At 71.4% G+C, this 17,887-nt stretch carries 14 protein-coding genes; 5 read left to right on the top strand and 9 right to left on the bottom strand.

The features are described from left to right. Window positions 1–831 precede the first annotated feature (831 nt). Window positions 832–1,173 carry a hypothetical protein gene (locus F0L68_RS42280; RefSeq protein ID WP_188316508.1) on the top strand — a complete coding sequence of 114 codons (342 nt, stop codon included), beginning with the start codon at window positions 832–834 and terminating at the stop codon, window positions 1,171–1,173. 55 nt (window positions 1,174–1,228) lie between these two features. After that, on the top strand, window positions 1,229–1,846 hold the full coding sequence (locus F0L68_RS11250) for a hypothetical protein (protein WP_149849443.1): 618 nt from the start codon (window positions 1,229–1,231) through the stop codon (window positions 1,844–1,846). 126 nt (window positions 1,847–1,972) lie between these two features. Here F0L68_RS11250 and F0L68_RS11245 read toward each other — a convergent pair whose 3' ends face one another. From F0L68_RS11245 to F0L68_RS11230, 4 genes are all read right to left on the bottom strand, one after another. After that, window positions 1,973–2,353 carry a hypothetical protein gene (locus F0L68_RS11245; protein ID WP_149849442.1) on the bottom strand — a complete coding sequence of 127 codons (381 nt, stop codon included), beginning with the start codon at window positions 2,351–2,353 and terminating at the stop codon, window positions 1,973–1,975. A gap of 147 nt (window positions 2,354–2,500) precedes the next feature. Continuing rightward, window positions 2,501–3,034 carry a hypothetical protein gene (locus F0L68_RS11240; RefSeq protein ID WP_223198690.1) on the bottom strand — a complete coding sequence of 178 codons (534 nt, stop codon included), beginning with the start codon at window positions 3,032–3,034 and terminating at the stop codon, window positions 2,501–2,503. After that, a complete protein-coding gene (locus tag F0L68_RS11235) occupies window positions 3,034–4,287 on the bottom strand; it encodes an ALF repeat-containing protein (protein ID WP_149849467.1) in 1,254 nt (417 codons plus the stop codon). The genes F0L68_RS11240 and F0L68_RS11235 overlap by 1 nt, the downstream gene beginning before the upstream one ends. A gap of 207 nt (window positions 4,288–4,494) precedes the next feature. After that, window positions 4,495–5,424, bottom strand: a complete 930-nt coding sequence (locus tag F0L68_RS11230; protein ID WP_149849440.1) for an ADP-ribosylglycohydrolase family protein — start codon at window positions 5,422–5,424, stop codon at window positions 4,495–4,497. Between the two features lie 53 nt (window positions 5,425–5,477). Between F0L68_RS11230 and F0L68_RS11225 the strand changes: the two genes are divergently transcribed. Then, on the top strand, window positions 5,478–6,173 hold the full coding sequence (locus F0L68_RS11225; protein ID WP_223198689.1) for an SDR family NAD(P)-dependent oxidoreductase: 696 nt from the start codon (window positions 5,478–5,480) through the stop codon (window positions 6,171–6,173). Between the two features lie 34 nt (window positions 6,174–6,207). Here the strand turns inward: F0L68_RS11225 and F0L68_RS11220 are convergent, their stop codons facing one another. Next, window positions 6,208–7,164: a zinc-binding dehydrogenase gene (locus tag F0L68_RS11220; RefSeq protein ID WP_149849438.1), complete on the bottom strand. Its 957-nt coding sequence runs from the start codon at window positions 7,162–7,164 to the stop codon at window positions 6,208–6,210. An 89-nt stretch (window positions 7,165–7,253) separates the two neighbouring features. Continuing rightward, on the bottom strand, window positions 7,254–8,699 hold the full coding sequence (locus tag F0L68_RS11215) for an MFS transporter (RefSeq protein ID WP_223198688.1): 1,446 nt from the start codon (window positions 8,697–8,699) through the stop codon (window positions 7,254–7,256). Window positions 8,700–8,841: 142 nt separating this feature from the next. On the opposite strand from F0L68_RS11215, the gene F0L68_RS44545 reads away from it, so the two are divergent. Continuing rightward, window positions 8,842–11,703, top strand: a complete 2,862-nt coding sequence (locus tag F0L68_RS44545) for a helix-turn-helix transcriptional regulator (RefSeq protein WP_276313847.1) — start codon at window positions 8,842–8,844, stop codon at window positions 11,701–11,703. Between the two features lie 46 nt (window positions 11,704–11,749). Here F0L68_RS44545 and F0L68_RS11205 read toward each other — a convergent pair whose 3' ends face one another. From F0L68_RS11205 to F0L68_RS11195, 3 genes are all read right to left on the bottom strand, one after another. Then, complete coding sequence (locus F0L68_RS11205) at window positions 11,750–12,517, bottom strand: phosphotransferase (protein WP_149849437.1); 768 nt, start codon at window positions 12,515–12,517, stop codon at window positions 11,750–11,752. A gap of 7 nt (window positions 12,518–12,524) precedes the next feature. Then, window positions 12,525–12,938: a VOC family protein gene (locus tag F0L68_RS11200; RefSeq protein WP_223198687.1), complete on the bottom strand. Its 414-nt coding sequence runs from the start codon at window positions 12,936–12,938 to the stop codon at window positions 12,525–12,527. Between the two features lie 80 nt (window positions 12,939–13,018). Then, a complete protein-coding gene (locus F0L68_RS11195; protein WP_149849436.1) occupies window positions 13,019–16,276 on the bottom strand; it encodes a UvrD-helicase domain-containing protein in 3,258 nt (1,085 codons plus the stop codon). A gap of 532 nt (window positions 16,277–16,808) precedes the next feature. On the opposite strand from F0L68_RS11195, the gene F0L68_RS11190 reads away from it, so the two are divergent. Continuing rightward, on the top strand, window positions 16,809–17,810 hold the full coding sequence (locus F0L68_RS11190) for a LysR family transcriptional regulator (RefSeq protein ID WP_149849435.1): 1,002 nt from the start codon (window positions 16,809–16,811) through the stop codon (window positions 17,808–17,810). Window positions 17,811–17,887 lie beyond the last annotated feature (77 nt).

Below are 17,887 nucleotides of genomic sequence, written 5' to 3'. Positions count from 1 at the left end.
GCCGACGGCCGGGCGGCGCGGCCCAGCCGCGCGAGGGCAGCGCCACCGCCGACGACGCATGGATCTTCGAACCACCGGGCAGCGACCGGACTCCCTACGAGCGCCAGTGTGGTCGGCCTGGCAGAGCTGGGCACGGCGCTCGGCTGCCGCGACGGCTCCGCCGCCTTGCCAACGGGTAGCCGGGTCACCTCAGCGAGGCCCACAGCCATCGGTCCGCGTCGGCGCGAAGCCGCCAGTCGGGAAGCTGCCTTCCGCGAAGCGCGAAGCAGTCGCGAAACGATTCGAGGCACCCTCAGCACGGGATCACGCTCCGCCGCAGGTCACGCGGTAGGTGGGACCGTGTGACGCAAGACCGTTCCTAAACCGTGTGTCGCAGGTTCGAATCCTGCCTGGGGCACCACCTTTCGCCGGGTGAAATCAAGCCCCTGACCTGTGCAAACGGGTCAGGGGCTTGATCTTTTTCCAAAGGGCATGAAGCGACGTTGAGGACCGTCATGACATCACTCGTGGCGCGAAACAGTCGTACGCTGGCCCTAGGTCAGAGCCGCACGAAGAGGGAGCGCGGGGGCATCGACGAGCTGCCCAGCGGTGCCCTGAGGGTCGTGTGTACGCCGGGCTCGACCCGATCACCAAGCACCGCCGGTACCTCACGGAGATCATTCCCGAGGGCACGCCCAAGGCAGAGCAGCTGGCCGAGAAGGCCCGAACGAAGCTGCTTGGAGCGGCAAGCTCTACGACGAGCTCAGCGGCGCCGACGATGACGACGCCGCCTGGACCGAGTTCGCCCGCCGCGCCGCTCCCTACTGCCGCCGCATCGCCGCCCTACATGCCGTGCTCGACGGCCGCGACCTGGTCGACGCCACCGACCTCGCAGCGGCTGCCGCGCTGGTCCGCTACGCGATCGGCTCCGCCAAGTACGTCCTGGACCGCACCATCCGCAACCCGAAGATGGATCGCCTGCGGCGCGCCCTCGACGGCGCAGGAGCCGACGGCCTGAGCCGTGAGGACATTTCCGCGTTGTTCAGCCGCAATCTCACGAAGAAAGTCCTCGACGAGCTCCTGGCCGACCTCCTCGACACCGGCGGGTACGAGGAGTTCACACGCCCAGCTCAGCGAGGCCGTCCAGCGCGCCGGTACCGCCGCGCCACCGACCCACCGAACGGCTCGGATTGACTTCCTTCGTTCCTTCGTTTCCTTCGTCAGCCCCTGTCCCCGGGAGGACAGCAACATGACCGCCACCAACCAGCCCGGTAACCCCGCGCTGCAGCTCGCCACCGCGACCTACATCGCCGGCCGCGCAGCCAACGCCGACTCCGCCTGCGTGGAGCACAATCCGCTGGGCGCTGGTGCCGCGATCGTGGACGGCATCGGCTCCAGCGCCGCAGTAGTCGCCGCAGCCCACCGGGCGGCCGAGACCGCCGCAGTCGTCGCCTCGCACCGCGGCGCGCAGACCGGGATCATTCGCCGCCCCGACGCTTCCCTCACCCCGAACGCCGAAAGCCCCGACGAGCACTGGACTGCTCGCCGGGGCCGAGGGAAGAACTCCTGTCACCAGCATACCCAGGAGGCCACGATGCCGCGCCCGCTCGTTCCGCCACCCGAGCTGGAGCTGACTGCCGTGCGCCGACTCGCCAAGCAACTCGCCGAGGTCGAATCGGAGGTAGATCGGATCTGCGCCGAGCGCAATCAGGCGATGATCGTCGCCAAAGCCGCAGGCGCCACCGGCGACCACCTTGCCGAAACGGCCGGCATCGCACGCCGCAACGCCATGGACATCGTCAAGACGACGCCGGGTGACACCAAACCACAGGTCGTAGCCGAACTTGACAGCCATTCGAACGCGTAGGCCATACCGCTCCGCGCCCCAGCGTCACGGTGACAGTGGCCACGGCCGGTCACTTCTTGGTTGCTGCCACGCCATTGCGTAGGGCACTTACGTTAGCGTGGCACGTGCCACTCTTCGCCGTTCGACCTACTGTCCGACTTGATGCAACATGTCAGCAGTCGAAATCGAGAGTCGAGTCGCGACCATGCAGACAAGTTCATCATCTGACGACATTCCTACGGCAACATCGCCACACCTCAAGTATTTTATCGCCGCAACGGAAGAGAACCACAGCACAAAACTATCGTCACCCGATGAACAAGCCAGATCTTCAGTTGAGTCGATGTCTCGCTTTTCAGGCTCCGAGTAGTCGGGAGTCACCTTCCACGGCCACATCTTGGTATCAAGCACTGGCACACCGGTCTCGAAATTGCCCTCTATATCAATAGCCCTATCAACCTTCGGGGGGACGTCAATCATCACTAGACCCAGCAGCGCCCCAGAGTCTGGCGCGATCTTCAGCTCCACATAGCCGCCACTGCTACCTGAAACGAATAGGTACAGTGGCTGATCGAGAGAATCGACGTGCCATCTGACTGCCATCGGGACCCACCGGTCCCCCTCCACTGATGCACCAGTGCAAGGAACAGACCCAAGAACCCTAGGCATTGCGGCTCACCCTACCATTCTGGCGTGAATCAGCGCCGGCAAGAGGTCCCCGGCACCTTGCCTGAACTCTAGCTGCCAACCCCCCACAGTCAAACGCTGGTTCAACGGGACGCCCCCCTTAGTCGCCTCGGCAACTGCCGCCTGCATACTCCGAAGCTGTTGCTGCATCTGTAGCTTCACTGCCTCCGGCGAGAGACCACGCGCGGCAAAGCCCTTGGCAGCTTCAGCGAAGTGGTCGGTCGCATTGCCATGCACCCACACCTTCGCACCATCGGTCGACAGCTCGAACGACTTAGGAATCCCCGCTCCAGAGATCTCAGGCTGAGTCGCCTTAACGCTGTCCCGCACGGTGCCCGTCGGTTTCACCGCCTTCGCCCGGGCTTCGACGATGACCGTTCTCCCCTTTTCCACAATATTCTTGGCGATAGATGTTTCCTCGATGAATTTTCCAAAATTTGAACCAACACGCCAGAGGGCTCGAGCAATCACGGGCCCCTTGACGAACATCACACCAAGGGAGGCCACATCAACTACCCCCATCAAGCAATTGACAAAGCTAGGATTGTTGACGCACGCTTAATGCCGCCGGCGAATAGGTCGACCAGAATCTGGCCACCATTTTGAATGATCCAGTCAAAAATACTCTTGTTCGCGTCAGCTTGCGCCTTGCGATACTGGTCAACCAGCTCTTGGCCGCCCACGGCACGCAGGGCGGCCTCGTCGTCAACCGTCACGTTGCCTGTGCCCACGGCATCGGCGTCTGCCTTGCGTTGCCTGCCTTCGGCCTGCAGCTGCTCTGCAGCGAATTTCTTGGCGTCCTCGGACGCTGCTGCTGCGTCGTCAGCGCTCTTGCCTGCTGCCAGCTCGGAGGCGCGGGCTTGGTCAGCGTAAGTCTGGGCAGTGGCGGCATAGTCGTTGGCGCGACTGGCTGAGGTGCGGGCCTGGTTGGCGGAGGTTTCGGCTGCTCGGGCGTCGGCGAGGGCGGCTTGTTGGGCTTGGCGGGCCTGCTGAGCCGAGGCTACGGCTTGGTCGGCGGATTTCTGGGCGGCATCGGCCGAGGCGTTGGCGGCCTGGGCGGCCTCGTTCTTGGAGTTCTCGGCCTGCCGCGCCCAACCGTCTGCCTCCGCAGAGGCATTGCTCGCGCGGGCGGCGAACTCGGAGGCCCGGTTGGCGGTCTCGTGTGCGGTGGCGGCGGTCTGGGCGGCCTGCGCGACGTGGCGGGCGATGACCGCAGCATGGGCGGCGGTGTCGGCGTCGCGCTGGGCAGTGGCGTACTGGCCGGAATTCAGGAAAACTTGCCGCCAGGAGGCGGGTCCTTCCTGGGAGGCCTGGCCGGCGGCTTTGACCTCGGGGCCGCCGGTGTTGATGACCTTCTGCACGGCCAGCTGCTCATCGACATCCCTGGTCTGCTGCTGGCCGTTCTTGAGGAAGTCACGCACGTCGGCGGGTGAACCAGACAGCGCCGCGTTGGCGGCACGCCGGGTGGACGGGCCGCCGGTGTTCAGCAGTCGCTGGACCTCGATCTCGTCGTCGATCCCGGTGCCTTCGTAGGCCCTGTCACGCAGGATCGCGAGCACCTGGTCGTGGGATCCGGCCAGAGCGGCGGGAGCGGCTTGCTTGAGCTTGGGCCTGCTGGTGGTGGCGGCCAGGCTTTCCAAAGCGACACGGTCATCCTGCTCGACGGCCAGAGTCAGACCGGTGGCCAGGAAGGCATGGACCTCGGCCGGTCCTCCGGCCAGGGCGGTCGCCGCGGCCGTCTGTGTCCACGCACCGCCACTGATCAGTAGGTTCACCGCAGCCTTGCGGCCTGCGATGACGGCCGCGTCCGCTGGGGTGTTGGGGTTGCGGGCTTCGGTGAGCAGGCGGCTGGTCTCGGCGTCACGCTGGGAGATCTGGTCTGCGTCGTAGTTGGAATCAAGCCCCTGACCTGTGTAAACGGGTCAGGGGCTTGATCTTTGTCGTGCTCTTGTCTGCCGCCGCTACGGCCGCCGTGCCACGGCCTACTCGACCACCCATGCCGGGAGGGGTTCACGAGCCGCGAGCCACGTCGGTGGGACGCCGATCGTGCCCGGTCGGTCGCCGATGCCGGTGTGGGACGCCACTATGCCGCCGACGATCGCGCTGGTGGTGTCGATGTCGCCGCCCGCAGCGACACACGTGGTGATCGCGGCGGGAAAGTCGGCCAGGTGGGTGGCCGCGACCCACAGCGTGAACGGGACCGTGTCCTGGGCGGTGACTCGGGAGCCGTTGCCCAGTTCGTAGGCCGCCTCGGCGGCGGTTCGGCCTAGCAACGCCCTGGCGCGCAGGACACCTTGGCGGACGTCGCCGGCGGGCAACCTGTCGGTCACCTCGTCCAGCAGTGCCTCGGGGGCGGGGCGGCCCTCGGCGCGACTGGCGGACGCGGCGACGGACGCCGCCACGGCTACCGCGACCGCGCCGGCGATGCCCTCCGGGTGCAGGTGGGTGACTTCGGCGGAGCGGGCGGCCTGGTCGGCGGCTCGGTCGGGATCCGCTGCGTGGTAGGCGCCCAGCGGCGCAACACGCATGGCGGCGCCGTTGCCGCAGGATCCTTGGCCACCGAACACCGCGCCTGCCGCGTCGCGCCACGGCATGCCGTCGCGGATCTGGTGCAGGATGACCACCGCTCCCGGCCCGTAGCCCCGGTAGGGCTCGCAGCGGTCGGCGAACAACGCGGCGAGGGCGTCCTGCCGGATCGAACTGTTGTCGCGGAGCTCGGTGACCACGGTGCAGGCCATCTCGGTGTCGTCGGTCCACTCCCACGGTCCGGGTGGGGGATTGCCCTCGGCGAGTTCCTGCCGCGACCTGCCTGGCACGAAGAACTGGGCGCCAAGGGCGTCGCCGACGGACAGGCCGGCCAGAGCGTTGTAGGCGAGGGTTAGTCGGTCTCTTTCGTTGAGGGTGTCAGTCATTACGGTCGATCATGCCTGATGGCACAGGAACTGCGGCAGAGGGAGAGCGAAACGTGGGTAACCGGAACGACGGCACCGTCTCGTTGGTCACCGGGGCGAACCGGGGTATCGGGTTGGAGGTCTGCCGGCAGCTCGCGGCGTTGGGGCACACCGTGGTGCTCACGGCCCGTTCGGCGGAGGCGGCCTCGGCGGCCGCGGAACGCCTTGGGGTGCAGGCCATGCGGCTCGATGTCACCTCCGACGGGGATGTGGCGCGGGTGGCGGACGAGGTCGCCAAACGGTTCGGGCGGTTGGACGTGTTGGTCAACAACGCCGCCATCACCTACGACACCTGGCAGCGCGCCACCACCGCCGATCTCGCCGTGGTGCGGGAGGCCGCCGAGACGAACCTGTACGGCCCGTGGCGGCTCACGCAGGCGCTCCTTCCGCTGCTGCGCGCCAGCGACCACGCCAGGATCGTCAACGTGTCCAGCGAGGCGGGCTCGTTGACCGGCATGGGCGGCGGCACGCCCGCCTACACCGCCTCCAAGGTCGCGCTGAACGCGGTGACCCGGATGTTCGCCGCCGAACTTCGCGACGCGGGGATCCTGGTCAACTCCGTGTGCCCCGGTTGGGTCGCGACGGACATGGGCGGCGCGGGCGGGCGACCGGTCGTCGAGGGCGCGGCGAGCGTGGTGTGGGCCGCCACCCTCCCCGACGACGGCCCGACCGGTGGTTTCTTCCGGGACGGCCACCCGTTGCCCTGGTGAGTCCCTGGGCGAGGGGAACGCGGGGCACGGTTGGTCAGACCCACTTGTCCAGCACGGGGCAGTCGGTTCCCTGCACCGTGAGCACGGCCTTGCCCCGGTAGTCTCGCGCGGCCAGCGCGGCGAAGGCGTCCTGGGTGCTGGTCCAGTCGCCGCGCCAGCCGATCTTCGGAGTCAGCCTGCCGTCGGCGACCAGGCCGGCGAGCAGGCCGATGTCCTCGCCCTTGGTGTCCTCGGGTAGCGGGCCGAACACGCTGACGATGCGCGCGCCGAGGCCCGAGGCGTAGAAGTCGCCGATGTGCAGGTTCGCGGGACCGCCGGAGCCGCCGTAGAGGGCGACCGTCCCGCCGGGGACGAGTCGGCGCACCGCCTTGGTCAGCGTCTCGCCGCCAATGCCGTCGAGCACCAGGTGGAACGGTGCAAGGTCCGGCCCGTCGAGGGTGGTCACGACGTCGTGCGCGCCGAGCTCGCGCGCCTCGGCCACCCGGTCCGGCCCGCTGACCAGGGCGGTGACGTGCGCCCCTGACGCGGCGGCCAGCTGAACCGCGAACTGGCCGACGCCGCCAGTGGCCCCGGTGATCAGGACCCTGCGCCCGAGCACCGCGCCGCCGGCGCGCAGCGCGCGCAGGGCCGTCAGGCCGGCGATGGGCAGGGTGGCGGCCTGCTCGAAGGACACCCCGTCGTCCAGCACGGTGGCCCACCTGGTCGGCACGGGAACTCGCTCGGCCCAGCCGGCCCAGTCGAGGATCGCGGCGACGCGGGCGCCCTCCGGCGGGCCGCTGCCGTCCCGCGCGGCGCGCAGCACGACTCCGGCGACGTCCTGGCCCGGCCGCCAGTCGGTGGGGCGTTGGCTGATCAGCAGCGCCTCGCCGGGGTTGATCGCGTACGCGCGGAGGCCGAGCAGGAACTCGTCCTCGGCCGGTTCGGGTTCGGGTAGGTCCTCGGTCAGGCGGAGGCCGCTCGGGGCGGAGGGGTCGGTGATAAAGCCGCGCATGGTGTCTGTCCTGCCTAGGGAGAGCGACGGGGGGAGATTTGGGGCGTGGGGAGGCATGCGGAGCGTTGGGGGTGCGGAGCTTGCGGCGATCAGGCTGCGGTTGGTTGGCGGTTGGGTTGTGAGACAAGGGGTTGGGTGGTCGCGGCTCGGGGTAGCAGCGTGATCAGGACGGTCGTGACGGCGACCAGGGCGACGTCGATCCACAGGGTCAGCTGCGCGGCGGCGGTGAAGTCGGCGCGGCCGGGGTGTGTGCCGAGCGCCCCGAAGAACAGCGCGCCAAGCACCGCGACTCCGGTCGCGCCGGCGAACTGCTGGGTGGTGGTGAGCACCCCGGAGGCGGCACCGGCCTTCGCGGGCCGCACCCCGGACAGGGCAACGCCGAGCACCGACGGGAGCGTGAGGCCGCTGCCGATTCCCGCCAGCCCCAACGGGAGCAGCAGCCACGGCGGGGTGAGGTCGGCGCCGAGCACCCGCAGTTCGACGGCGAGGCCGAGCACGCCGACGCCGGTCAGGGCGCTGCCAAAGGTCATCACGCGGCGACCGTGCCTGGCGATCAGGCCTCGGCCGAGGATCGAGGACAGCGCGGAGCCGACGGCCAGCGGCGCGAAGGTGAGGCCGGCGTGGAGCGGGCTGGCGCCGAGACCGGCCTGGAGCAACAGAGTCACCGTGAACATGAGGCTGCTGAAGGAAGCCATGAACGCGACGTTGACCGCGAGTCCGGTGCGGAACGAGCCCGCGCGGAACAGCGCGAGGTCGAGCAGCGGTTCGCCGCCTCGGCGCGCGATGCGGCGTTCCCAGGCGAGCGTGCCGACCAACGCGGGCACGGACGCGGCCATCGCGAGCCAGGTCCACGCCGGCCAGCCCGCCTCGCGGCCCAACGCCAGCGGGACCAGGGCCAGCGCGAGGGAACCGGAGACGCCGACGACGCCGACGGGGTCGAGCCGTGGCCTGCTGGCGGCGCGGCCCCTTGGCAGCCAGCGGGCCGCGAAGGTCAGCGCGACCAGGCCGACCGGGAGGTTGATCAGGAAGATCGCCCGCCAGCCGAGGCCGAGCACGTCGGCGTCCAGCAGCAGGCCGCCGAGCACCTGGCCCGCGGTGCTGCCGAGCCCGATCGTCACCCCGAACCAGGACAGCGCGCGCAGCCGCTCGCCCGGCGGGAAGGTCGCCGTGATCAGCGCCATGACCTGCGGCACCATCGCGGACGCCGTGAGGCCCTGCAACAGCCGCGCGCCGACGAGCTGGCCGGGCGTCCCGGCGAGCCCGCACAGCAGCGAGGCGAGGGTGAAGCCGGCCATGCCGAGCAGGAACAGCGTCCGGTGGCCGAACAGGTCGCCGAGCTTGCCGCCGGTCACCATGCCGCTGGCGTAGGTGAAGGCGTAGCCCCCGACGACCAGTTCGAGGGCGGCGGACCCGGCGTGCAGGGTGGTCTGGAGCGAGGGGGCCGCGACGTTGACGACGCTGAAGTCGAAGGCCGCCATGAACGACGCGGACAGGATCACCGGAAGCATCAGCCACCGGCGCGGGTCTTGGGACACGATCTCTCCTCCTTGGCCGTCGCGGTGGTGATCACCGCTGGTCAGAGCCTCGCTCCTGAGCGGGGTCTGGCACATTGGGTGGACTGCCTAGGTGGGTGTTCAGATCCCGGCCGGGGGCGCTGGGGCCGCCTACGATGCCGGGGTGGGGAATCCGATCTTCGTCGCGCGCGCGGCCGAGCTGGCGGCGTTGGCCGAGGCGTACCGGCGGGCCGAGGCCGAGGGTCCCGCCGTGGTGCTGGTCGGCGGCGAGGCGGGTATCGGCAAGTCGCGGCTGGTCGCCGAGTTCACGTCGGGGCTGCCCGGCGACGCGGTCGTCGTCCTCGGCGGCTGCCTCGAACTCGGTGCGGACGGGCTGCCTTACGCGCCGTTCGTCGCCGCGCTGCGCGCCCTGGTCGGCGAGGTCGGCGCGGCAAGGGCCGCGGCCCTGCTGCCGGCTGGCGGGCGGCGCGGCCTTGCGCACCTGCTGCCCGCGCTCGGCGACCCCGAGGACGAACCGGGTCGCGGTCACGGCAGGGCGCGGCTGTTCGACGACGTGTTGACGCTGGTGGAGGGCGCGGCCGACGGGCGCGTGCTGGTGCTGGTGCTTGAGGACCTGCACTGGGCCGACCCGTCCAGCCGCGAGCTGCTCGTGTTCCTGGTTCGCAACCTCACCCGGCGCGGGGTGCTGGTGATCGGCACCTACCGGTCGGGCGACCTGGACGACGAGCTGCGGCCGGTGCTGTCCTCGCTGACCCGCGCGCCCAACGTCCGGCTGGTCGAGCCCGCCGGGCTCGGCCGGCTCGACGTGGCCGCGGTGCTGGCCGCCAGGCTCGGCGGGGAGCCCGCGCCCGCGCTCGTCGACGAGGTGCACCGGCGCAGCCAGGGCAATCCGCTGTTCGTCGAGGCGCTGGCCGACGCAGGCCCGAGCACGCCGGCGCCGCTGCGCGACCTGCTGCTCGCCGGGGTCAGGGGCCTGCCGGAGCCGAGCCGCGAGGTGCTGCGGGCGGCTTCGGTCGCCGGTCAACGGGTCGGGCACGCCCTGCTGGTCGCCGTCACCGGCCTGGACGACCGCGCGGTGGAGCGGGCGCTGCGCCCGGCCGTGGACCGGCAGCTGCTGCTGCCCGTCGGCGACTGCTACGCGTTCCGGCACGCGCTCATCCGCGACGCCGTGTACGAGGATCTGCTGCCAAGCGAACAGAAACGGCTGCACGCGGGCTATGCGCGGGCCCTGGTCGCGGACCCCGGTCTGGTGCTCGCCGGGCGCGCCCCCGGCGAGCTGGCCGCGCACTGGCACGCGGCCGGCGACGGCGAGCGGGCGTTCGAGGCTGCCTGGCTGGCGGCGGGGGCGGCCCGCGATGCCTTCGCCCACACCGAGCAGTCGCGGATGCTCGATCGGGTCCTTGGGCTTTGGGAACGGGTGGCCAATCCGGAGGTGCGGATCGGCACCGATCTGGCCGGGCTGCTGTGGGTCGCCGCCGAGTCCTGCCTTGACGCTGGCGAGACCGAGCGCGGCGTCACGCTGGCCACCGAGGCGCTCGCCGCGGTCGCCGACCCGGAGCGGGCCGCGCTGGTCCTCGAGGTGCGCAGCCTGCTCAAGCACCGCGACGGCCGCGACGGGGTGGACGACCTCCGCGAGGCGCTACGGCTCGCGCCGGAGACCGCGGAGCGCACCAGGGGCCGGTTGCTGGCGACGCTGGCCAGCCGGCTGGAGGTGTTGGCCCGCAGCCAGGAGGCGCAGGACCTGGCGGCCGAGGCGCTGCGGCTCGGCCGGGCCGCCGGGGACGGCTCGGTGCAGGCGCTCGCGCTGGTCACCCTCGCCTCGCGGGCATCCCGGGACGGCGACGCGGACGGCGCGACCGAGCTGGCCGCGCGGGCCGGCGAGCTGGCGGCGGCGGCCGGCGACCACGACACCGTGCTGCTGGCGCGCGTGATGGCGACCGGGGCGCTGGAAGCCGTTGGCGCGCATGAGAGAGCGGTCGAGGTGGCGCGACGCGGCATCGCCGAGGCGCGCCGGGTCGGCTTGGCGGGCGGCCGGGGCGCGATGCTGGCCGCGGGGCTCGCCGAGTCGCTGTACTCGTTGGGGCGCTTGGTGGAGGCGCGCGAGGTCGTCGCCGAGGCGGTCGGGCTGCGGCCGCCGCCGTTGTACCTGGCGGTGTTGCTGACGCAGACCGCCGCGATCGCCCTCGCCGAGGGCGCGCCCGAGGAGGCCGCCGAGGCGGTGGCCCGCGCGCGCGAGCTGATGGGCGCGGACTACACGGGCCGGCAGTTCCTGTTGCCGCTGCTGAAGGTTCGCTGCCGGCTGGCGGCGGAGTCGGGCGACCAGGACGGCGCCGACCTTGCCGTTGACGAGCTGCTCGACGACGCGGGGGCGACCGCCTATCCGAGCCTGGTGTGGCCGCTGCTGGTGACTTGTGTGCGGGCGTGCCGCGCGGCACAGGCGCGGGCCGTGCGGAATCCGTTGGCACAGGGCGTGATCGCGCGCCGACTCGCCGGGCTGCGCGCGCTCGGCGAGCGGCTGACCGTGACCGGTCCGGTGCAGGCCGCGCACCGGGCGACGTTGCGCGCGGAGTTCGGCGGGGACCTCGCGAGCTGGGACGCGGCCGTCGCGGCCTGGCGCGAGGTGGGTCAGCCGTATCCGATGGCGGTGGCGCTGCGGCAGGCCGCCGAGTCGGCGCTCGCGGCCGGCGACCGGGCCGGGGCACAGGCGCGGCTGCGGGAGGCCGGATCAACGGCGAACTCGTTGGGGGCACAGGGTTTGCGGCACGAGCTGGAGCTGCTCGCCACGCGCGGGCGGTTGCTGCCCGAGCCCGCCGAGGACGACGACGGGCTCGGGCTGACCCCGAGGGAGACCGAGGTGCTGCGGCTGGTGGCTCGGGGGCGCAGCAACCGGCAGGTCGGCGAGGAGCTGTTCATCTCGGCGAAGACGGCGGGGGTGCACGTGTCCAACATCCTGGCGAAGCTGGGAGTCGGCTCACGCACCGAGGCCGCCGCCCTCGCGCATCAGCTGCGGTTGTTCGACGACTGACCGCTGCCCGGGTCTGCTGGGAAGACGTCTGGTCACGCGCTCCTGATCACAGCCGGTCGAGCACGCCGGCGACACCGGACCCGACCAGTTCGGGCTGGTCGGTGTCCAGGCCGTGCACGACCTCGAACCACGGCCCGAGCCGGTGCCACAACAGCCCTCGGCGGCGCTGGTCCTCGGTCGCGCCGTACGCCTCGGCCAGGGCGGCGGCGAACTCCGGCGGAGTCCCGTGCAGCACCCAGCCGAGGTCGAGGGCCGCGTCGTCGACGTGCGCGTCGGACCAGTCGATGACGCCGCTCAGGTCGCCGTGCCGGACCAGGATGTGCTCCGGCCCGAGATCCGCATGCACCACGGTGTCGCAGGGCAGGCCGAGGACGTCGGTCAGCAGCGCGTCGGCCGCCGCCCGCCGGTCGGCCGGCAGGCGGGGTAGCACGAGAGCCTGGAACCGTTGCAGCGTCTCGGTTCTGGCGCGCAGCACCGAGGACGCGTCCGGCAGCCCGAGCGCGACGGCGGCGGCGATGGGAGTGTCGTGCAGCGCGCGAAGGAACCTGCCGAGCTCGCGGCCGTGCGCGGCCGTGAGCCGGTCGGCCGGCTCGCCGGCGATCAACGGATGCCTGGCGACCAGCGGACCCGTCTCGACGATCTCGGGCACCGGCACGGGCAGCGGGAGCCTGCCGGACAGCCACGGCATCAGCCGCGCCTCCACGCGCAGCGCGTCGGCGACCTCGGGCCGCCGGGGCGTCCGCTCGATCCACCGCCCGTCGACCAGGGTCGCGGCGCTGTCCCAGCCGCCGGCCAGTTCGATTCGGCTCGTCATGCTGCCGCTACGCGGGGGTCATGAACTCGAGGCGGTTGCCGAGGTTGTCGAAGGTGTGGAAACGGCGGTATCCCGGGAAGTTCTCGTCCCAGGTGACCTCGACGCCGTGCCCGGCCAGCCGATCGGCGAGCGCGTCGACGTCGGCGACCAGGATGCCGGGGTGCGCCCGGCGCGCCGGAACGAAGTCGGCCTCGACGCCGAGGTGGATCTCCAGCCGGTCCGCGCGCACCCAGAGGCCGCCGCGCGCGGCCAGGTTCGGGGGCTTGCGCACCTCGGACATGCCGAGCACGTCGACGTAGAACCGGCGGCACTCCTGCTCGCTGCCCGGCGGGATGGTCAGCTGCACGTGGTGCAGCCCCATGCCGAACGGCGAGGTCGCCTCGGTCGTGTCGTACGGCAGCGGCTCGTGGTGCCCGGTCATCGTGCCCGCCTCCCCAGGTGGCCTGTTTTGCCCGATCCTAGGTCACCGACCTGCGGCGACCTCGCGGATTCAGGGCGGATTCAGAGCAGCCGCAGCTGCTGGCTCCGCCGCGCGCCCCGGCCACCCGGCGCGGCCGTCCGCCGCTCGACCAGGTGCGGATCGAGCGCGGTCAGGAAGGGCGACGGCCGCAGCTCGCCCCTGGCCCGGCGCGCGGCGTGGCTGAGGTGCAGGTGCGACTGGGCCCTGCTGATGCCGACGAAGAACAGCCTGCGCTCCTCGGCCTCCTCCTCCAGTTGTCGCGCCGCGGTGGTGGTGTCCCGCGCGCCGGGCCAGCGCAGCGGCAGCACGCCGTCCGCGCAGCCGACGATGAACACCACGGGGAACTCCAGTCCCTTGGCGGCGTGCAGGGTGAGCAGGGAGATGCGGTCGGCCCTCGGGTCCCAGGTGTCGACCTCCGCGCCGAGCGCGAGTTCCGCGTGGAACCCGGCGAGGTCGGCGCTGTGCGCCGCAGCGAGCGGGGCCAGCAGGTCGACCGCCTCGCGGACGGCGTCGACCTGGTCGGCTTCCGGCAGGTCTCCGCCGAGGACGTCCTGGTCGGCGCCCGCCAGGTCCGCGATGGCCCGCGCGGCCGCCTCGCGCACCAGCTGCGGCAGGGCCGCTGTGCCGGGATCGGCCGGCAGGTGGCGCAGCACGGCCTGCACGCCCTGGTGCCCGGCGAGGCGGTTGTGCGAGCGCTTCTGGAACGGCAGGCCCTCGCGGGACAGCGCAGCCATGATCGGCCGGGCCTGCGCGTCGGTGCGGTAGAGCACCGCGATGTCGTCGAAGGACAGCCCGCCGGCCGCGCCGTCGGAGTCAACCAGCCCGGAGTCTCGGGAGTGGAAGGACGAGCCGCCGAGCAGCTCCTCGATGCTGCGCACGACGAACTGCGCCTCGGCGTCCTCGTCCGCCGCGCCGTGCAGCACGATCCGGTCCGCGGCCGGCAGGGTGCGCATCGCGTGCAGCGCCCGGTCCGGCACGAGGGTGCTCGGCGCGATCGCGGCGACCGCGCCGGCCACGATCACCCCGCTCGACCGGTAGTTGCGGGTCAGCTGCACGAGCCGCGCGCCGGGGAAATCCTGTTGGAAGCGCAGGAAGAAACCCACGTTCGCGCCACGGAAGGCGTAGATCGCCTGGTCCGGATCGCCGATCGCACAAAGGTTTCCGTCCTGGTCGGTCAGCAACCGCAGCAGCCGGTACTGGAGCTCGTCGACGTCCTGGTACTCGTCGACGCAGATCCAGCGGTACCTGGCGCGGTAGCTCGCGGCGAGCGCCGGATCCCCGGCCAACAGCGTCACCGGCAGGGTGACCAGGTCGTCGAAGTCGACCAGTCCGCGCGCCCGCAGCGCCGCGTCGTAGCGCTCGGCGAGGGCCGCAGACGCTGGATCGGCCGGTGTTCCAGTGGCTGGTGTCCCTGTGGCTGCGGCCGGTGTTCCGGTGGCTGCCGCCCGTTTCGCGGCGGAGACCGTCTCCAGGGCACGGCGGGCCTCGCGGTTGGTCGCCGCGTCGAGCAGCCCGCGCAGCACCGCCAGCCGCGCGGACTCGTCGGCGACACCGAAGTCGGCCGCCAACCCGAGCCGTTCGTGCTGTTCCCGCAGCACGGCGAGGCCGAGGCCGTGGAAGGTGGACACGGTGATCAGCGGACCCTGCTCTGGCACGAGCGCATCGAGGCGTTCCCGCATCTCCTCGCAGGCGCGCCGGGTGAACGTGATCGCGAGGCACTCCTGCGGGGAAACGCCCTGCGCGGTAACGAGATTCGCCAGCCGGTGGGTCAGCGTCCTGGTCTTGCCGGTGCCGGGTCCCGCGACAATGAGCAGCGGCCCGTCCACCGACGCCGCAGCCGCGCGCTGGTCCGGGTCGAGCGCGTCCAGCAGCGACCCCGTCGGCGGTTCGGCCCGCTGTCCCGGCGGTTCGGCGAGCTCCAGTTCGAGCAGCTCCGACTCGGGCGTCCTCGGCTCGGGCTTTCGCGCGGCGGGCCTGCGCGGTCCTGGCGTCGGCGCGGGTTCGGGCAGGTCGAAGTCGAACAGGGCGGGGGCCTGTTCGGTCGGCGCGCACAGCTCGCCCGGCGCGAACAGCGAGATGGTCCCGTACTCGCCGTCGTAGCCGGCGTCCCGGCGAACCCGTTGGGAGCGCAGCCGTTCGACGGCCTCCACCAGCAGCGGCGACCTGGCCGCGCGCAGCTCGTCGAGCGGCAGTTCGAGCAGGATCGCCAGCTCGGGGCCGAGGGTGGTGACCAGCTCGGTCACCTTCTGCTGCACGGCCTTGCTCTTCGGCCCGACGCCGAGGATCTCGCCCATGATCTCGGGCAGCGGCACGATGCTGAGGAACTCCCCCGCCGTGTCCGGCCTGCGGCCCCTCGGGTGGTCGGCCAGCTCCTCGATGCGGCTGAGCACGCCGACGGTGAGCGGTTTCCCGCACTCCGGGCAGTTCCCGCCGTGCGCCCTGGTCTCGGCGGGCTCCATCCGCACCCCGCACTTGCGGTGGCCGTCGTGGTGGTACTTGCCCTCCTCGGGGAACATGTCGACGGTGCCGACGTAGCCTGCCCCGGTCTCCAGGGCGCCGCGCAGCTCGGCGTAGCCGAACTCGCCGTCGAGCACGGTCGCGTTGCGCCCCAACGCGGGCGGCGAGTGCGCGTCGGAGTTGCTGACCAGGTGGAACCGGTCGAGGCCGGACACCTGCCAGTTCAGCTCCGGGTTCGACGACAGCCCGGTCTCGACCGCGAACACGTGCTCGGCGAGGTCGACGTAGCAGTCGTCGACGGCGTCGAAGCCCGACTTGGAGCCGAGCACCGCGAACCAGGGGGTCCAGGCGTGCGCGGGGATGAGGAAGGAGCCGTCGCCGGACTCCAGCGTGATCTCCAGGAGGTCGCGCGAGTCGAGGCCGAGGATGGGCCTGCCGTCGGACTTGAGGTTGCCGATCCGGCCAAGCCTCGTGGTGAACTCCTCGGCGGCGGCGAGATCGGGCATGTAGCACAGGTGGTGCACCTTGCGGGTGCGATCGCCGCGCTTGTAGATCGTGGAGATCTCCACTTCCAGCAGGAATCGCACCGGGCCGTGACAGCTCGGCGGCAGGGTGCGCAGCACCTCGCGGTCCAGGTCGTCGCGGAGCCGGTAGAGGCCGGGTTCGGCGGGCACCAGCTTGGTGCGCAGTTCCTCGGCCCACGCGGGATGGGTGAAGTCGCCGGTGCCGATCACCGAGATGCCCTTGCGGCGCGCCCACCAGGCCAGGTGCTCCAGGTCGCAGTCGCGGCTACAGGCCCTGCTGTACTTCGAATGCACGTGGAGGTCCGCGTAGTAACGCACGGCGGAGCATCCTCCCACGCGGTCGGCGACGCGCCGCAGGTGCCGGCTTCCGGTGCCTTTCGGGGCAGTCCCGACCGCCGCATCATCCGTCCACAGTGGACGCTACCGATCCGCCAACCGGGTGAAAATGAACGACCCCGCCCCGGGGGCGCGCCCGGGGCGGGGCCAGCAGGAGGGGGCCGCCGACGCGCGGCCGCACGCGCGGTCGGCGGCCCCTGGTATCAACGGCGGTCGGCGCGAACCAAGATCGACTCGCCGCGCGACGGCCGGTGGTTGATGATCCACTGTGGTCGTTGGCACCACGCCCGACTTCCGGACTCCGCGCAAACGGACTGCCCGAACGGCAGCGCGGCAGGGCGTGGAGCCGCTACCGTGCTGAGTCCGAACTTCCGGAGCCGCATTGCTCCCCTCTCCATCCGTGTGGAGCTGGTGGGCGAGGGCGAGGAGTGTTCACCCTGTACAACCAGTCGACACCGAACTATGACCCGAACGCGGTATGGCAGCTCATAGCGAACAGGGATAGAAGGGCGTTATGCCCGAACTAGAGCTTCGGCACTTGCGAGCGGTCTGCGCGATCGCTGAAGAAGGCAGCGTCACCAAGGCTGCGGCCCGGCTTGGTCTCACCCAGCCGGCGCTGAGCGCTCAGCTCAGGTCGGTCGAGCGGTTGCTCGGCGGCCAGTTGTTCGAGCGAACACCCACCGGCAGCGTACCCACCGAGCTGGGCAGGTACGTGATCAGCACGGCCAGGGTCGTCCTCGACGACCTCGGCCAGCTGCTCACCTCGGCACGGGAGCGGGCCGCTGGCCCGGCCAGCGGCCCGCTGCTGGCCGGCTCCATGCCGATGCTGTTCGTCGCGCATCTGGTGGCCGAGCTGCGGGCGCGGATCCGGTGCACCGAGGTGCGCACGGAGATCGAGCCGTCGCCGCCCGCCCTGCTGGAGATGCTGATGGCCGGCCGGGTGCACCTCGCGGTGTTCGAGCGGTTCGACGGCATGCGGCAGCGCGAGCTGCGCGGCATCGAGCTGCGGACGCTGTTGACCGAGCCGCAGTTCGTCGCGGTCGGCGAGCGGAACCCGCTGGCGGCGCGCGAGTCGATCGACCTCGGGGACCTCGCCGACAGCGACTGGGTGATGCCGCCGCCCGAGCAGAACACCATGCGGATGCAGCTGCACGCCGCCTGCCACGCCGTCGGGTTCACGCCGAGGATCACCCACCACACCACGGAGAGCAGCACCGCGCGGGGCCTGGTCTCCGACGGCGCGGTGTCGCTGGCCGCGCCGTCCTCGCGCAGCGGCGACGGCATCGCGATCAGGCCGTTGCGCGGGGATCCGCTGTCGGTGCAGATCCTGGTGGCCACCCGCTCGGACGGCATGCTGGCCGGGCGGGCGCACGAGGTGTTCGCCTGCGCGGCGCACGCCTACCGCGCGGTGGTCGACCGCAACCCGACCTACGCCAGGTGGTGGATCGACCATCCGGAGGCCCACCCGGACCTCGACACCGCGCTGCTGCTAGCCCGTCCGGCCCAACCCCGTTGACACGGCTGACCTTCATCCGGTCAGCCGTTTACAAGCATTGGCACGACAGCGAAAATCACCCACCAGCAACCTAGGTT

Source organism: Solihabitans fulvus, assembly GCF_008386585.1.
GTDB lineage: Bacteria > Actinomycetota > Actinomycetes > Mycobacteriales > Pseudonocardiaceae > Solihabitans > Solihabitans fulvus.
This window is presented reverse-complemented; position numbering and strand designations above follow the sequence as displayed.

What these genes read in the sequence shown, in the direction of transcription:
- F0L68_RS11250 (WP_149849443.1), top strand. Translation starts at nt 1,229, where the DNA reads ATGACCGCCACCAACCAGCCCGGTAACCCCGCGCTGCAGCTCGCCACC.
- F0L68_RS11240 (WP_223198690.1), bottom strand. Translation starts at nt 3,034, where the DNA reads ATGGGGGTAGTTGATGTGGCCTCCCTTGGTGTGATGTTCGTCAAGGGG.
- F0L68_RS11230 (WP_149849440.1), bottom strand. Translation starts at nt 5,424, where the DNA reads ATGACTGACACCCTCAACGAAAGAGACCGACTAACCCTCGCCTACAAC.
- F0L68_RS11220 (WP_149849438.1), bottom strand. Translation starts at nt 7,164, where the DNA reads ATGCGCGGCTTTATCACCGACCCCTCCGCCCCGAGCGGCCTCCGCCTG.
- F0L68_RS11205 (WP_149849437.1), bottom strand. Translation starts at nt 12,517, where the DNA reads ATGACGAGCCGAATCGAACTGGCCGGCGGCTGGGACAGCGCCGCGACC.
- F0L68_RS11200 (WP_223198687.1), bottom strand. Translation starts at nt 12,938, where the DNA reads ATGACCGGGCACCACGAGCCGCTGCCGTACGACACGACCGAGGCGACC.
- F0L68_RS11190 (WP_149849435.1), top strand. Translation starts at nt 16,809, where the DNA reads ATGCCCGAACTAGAGCTTCGGCACTTGCGAGCGGTCTGCGCGATCGCT.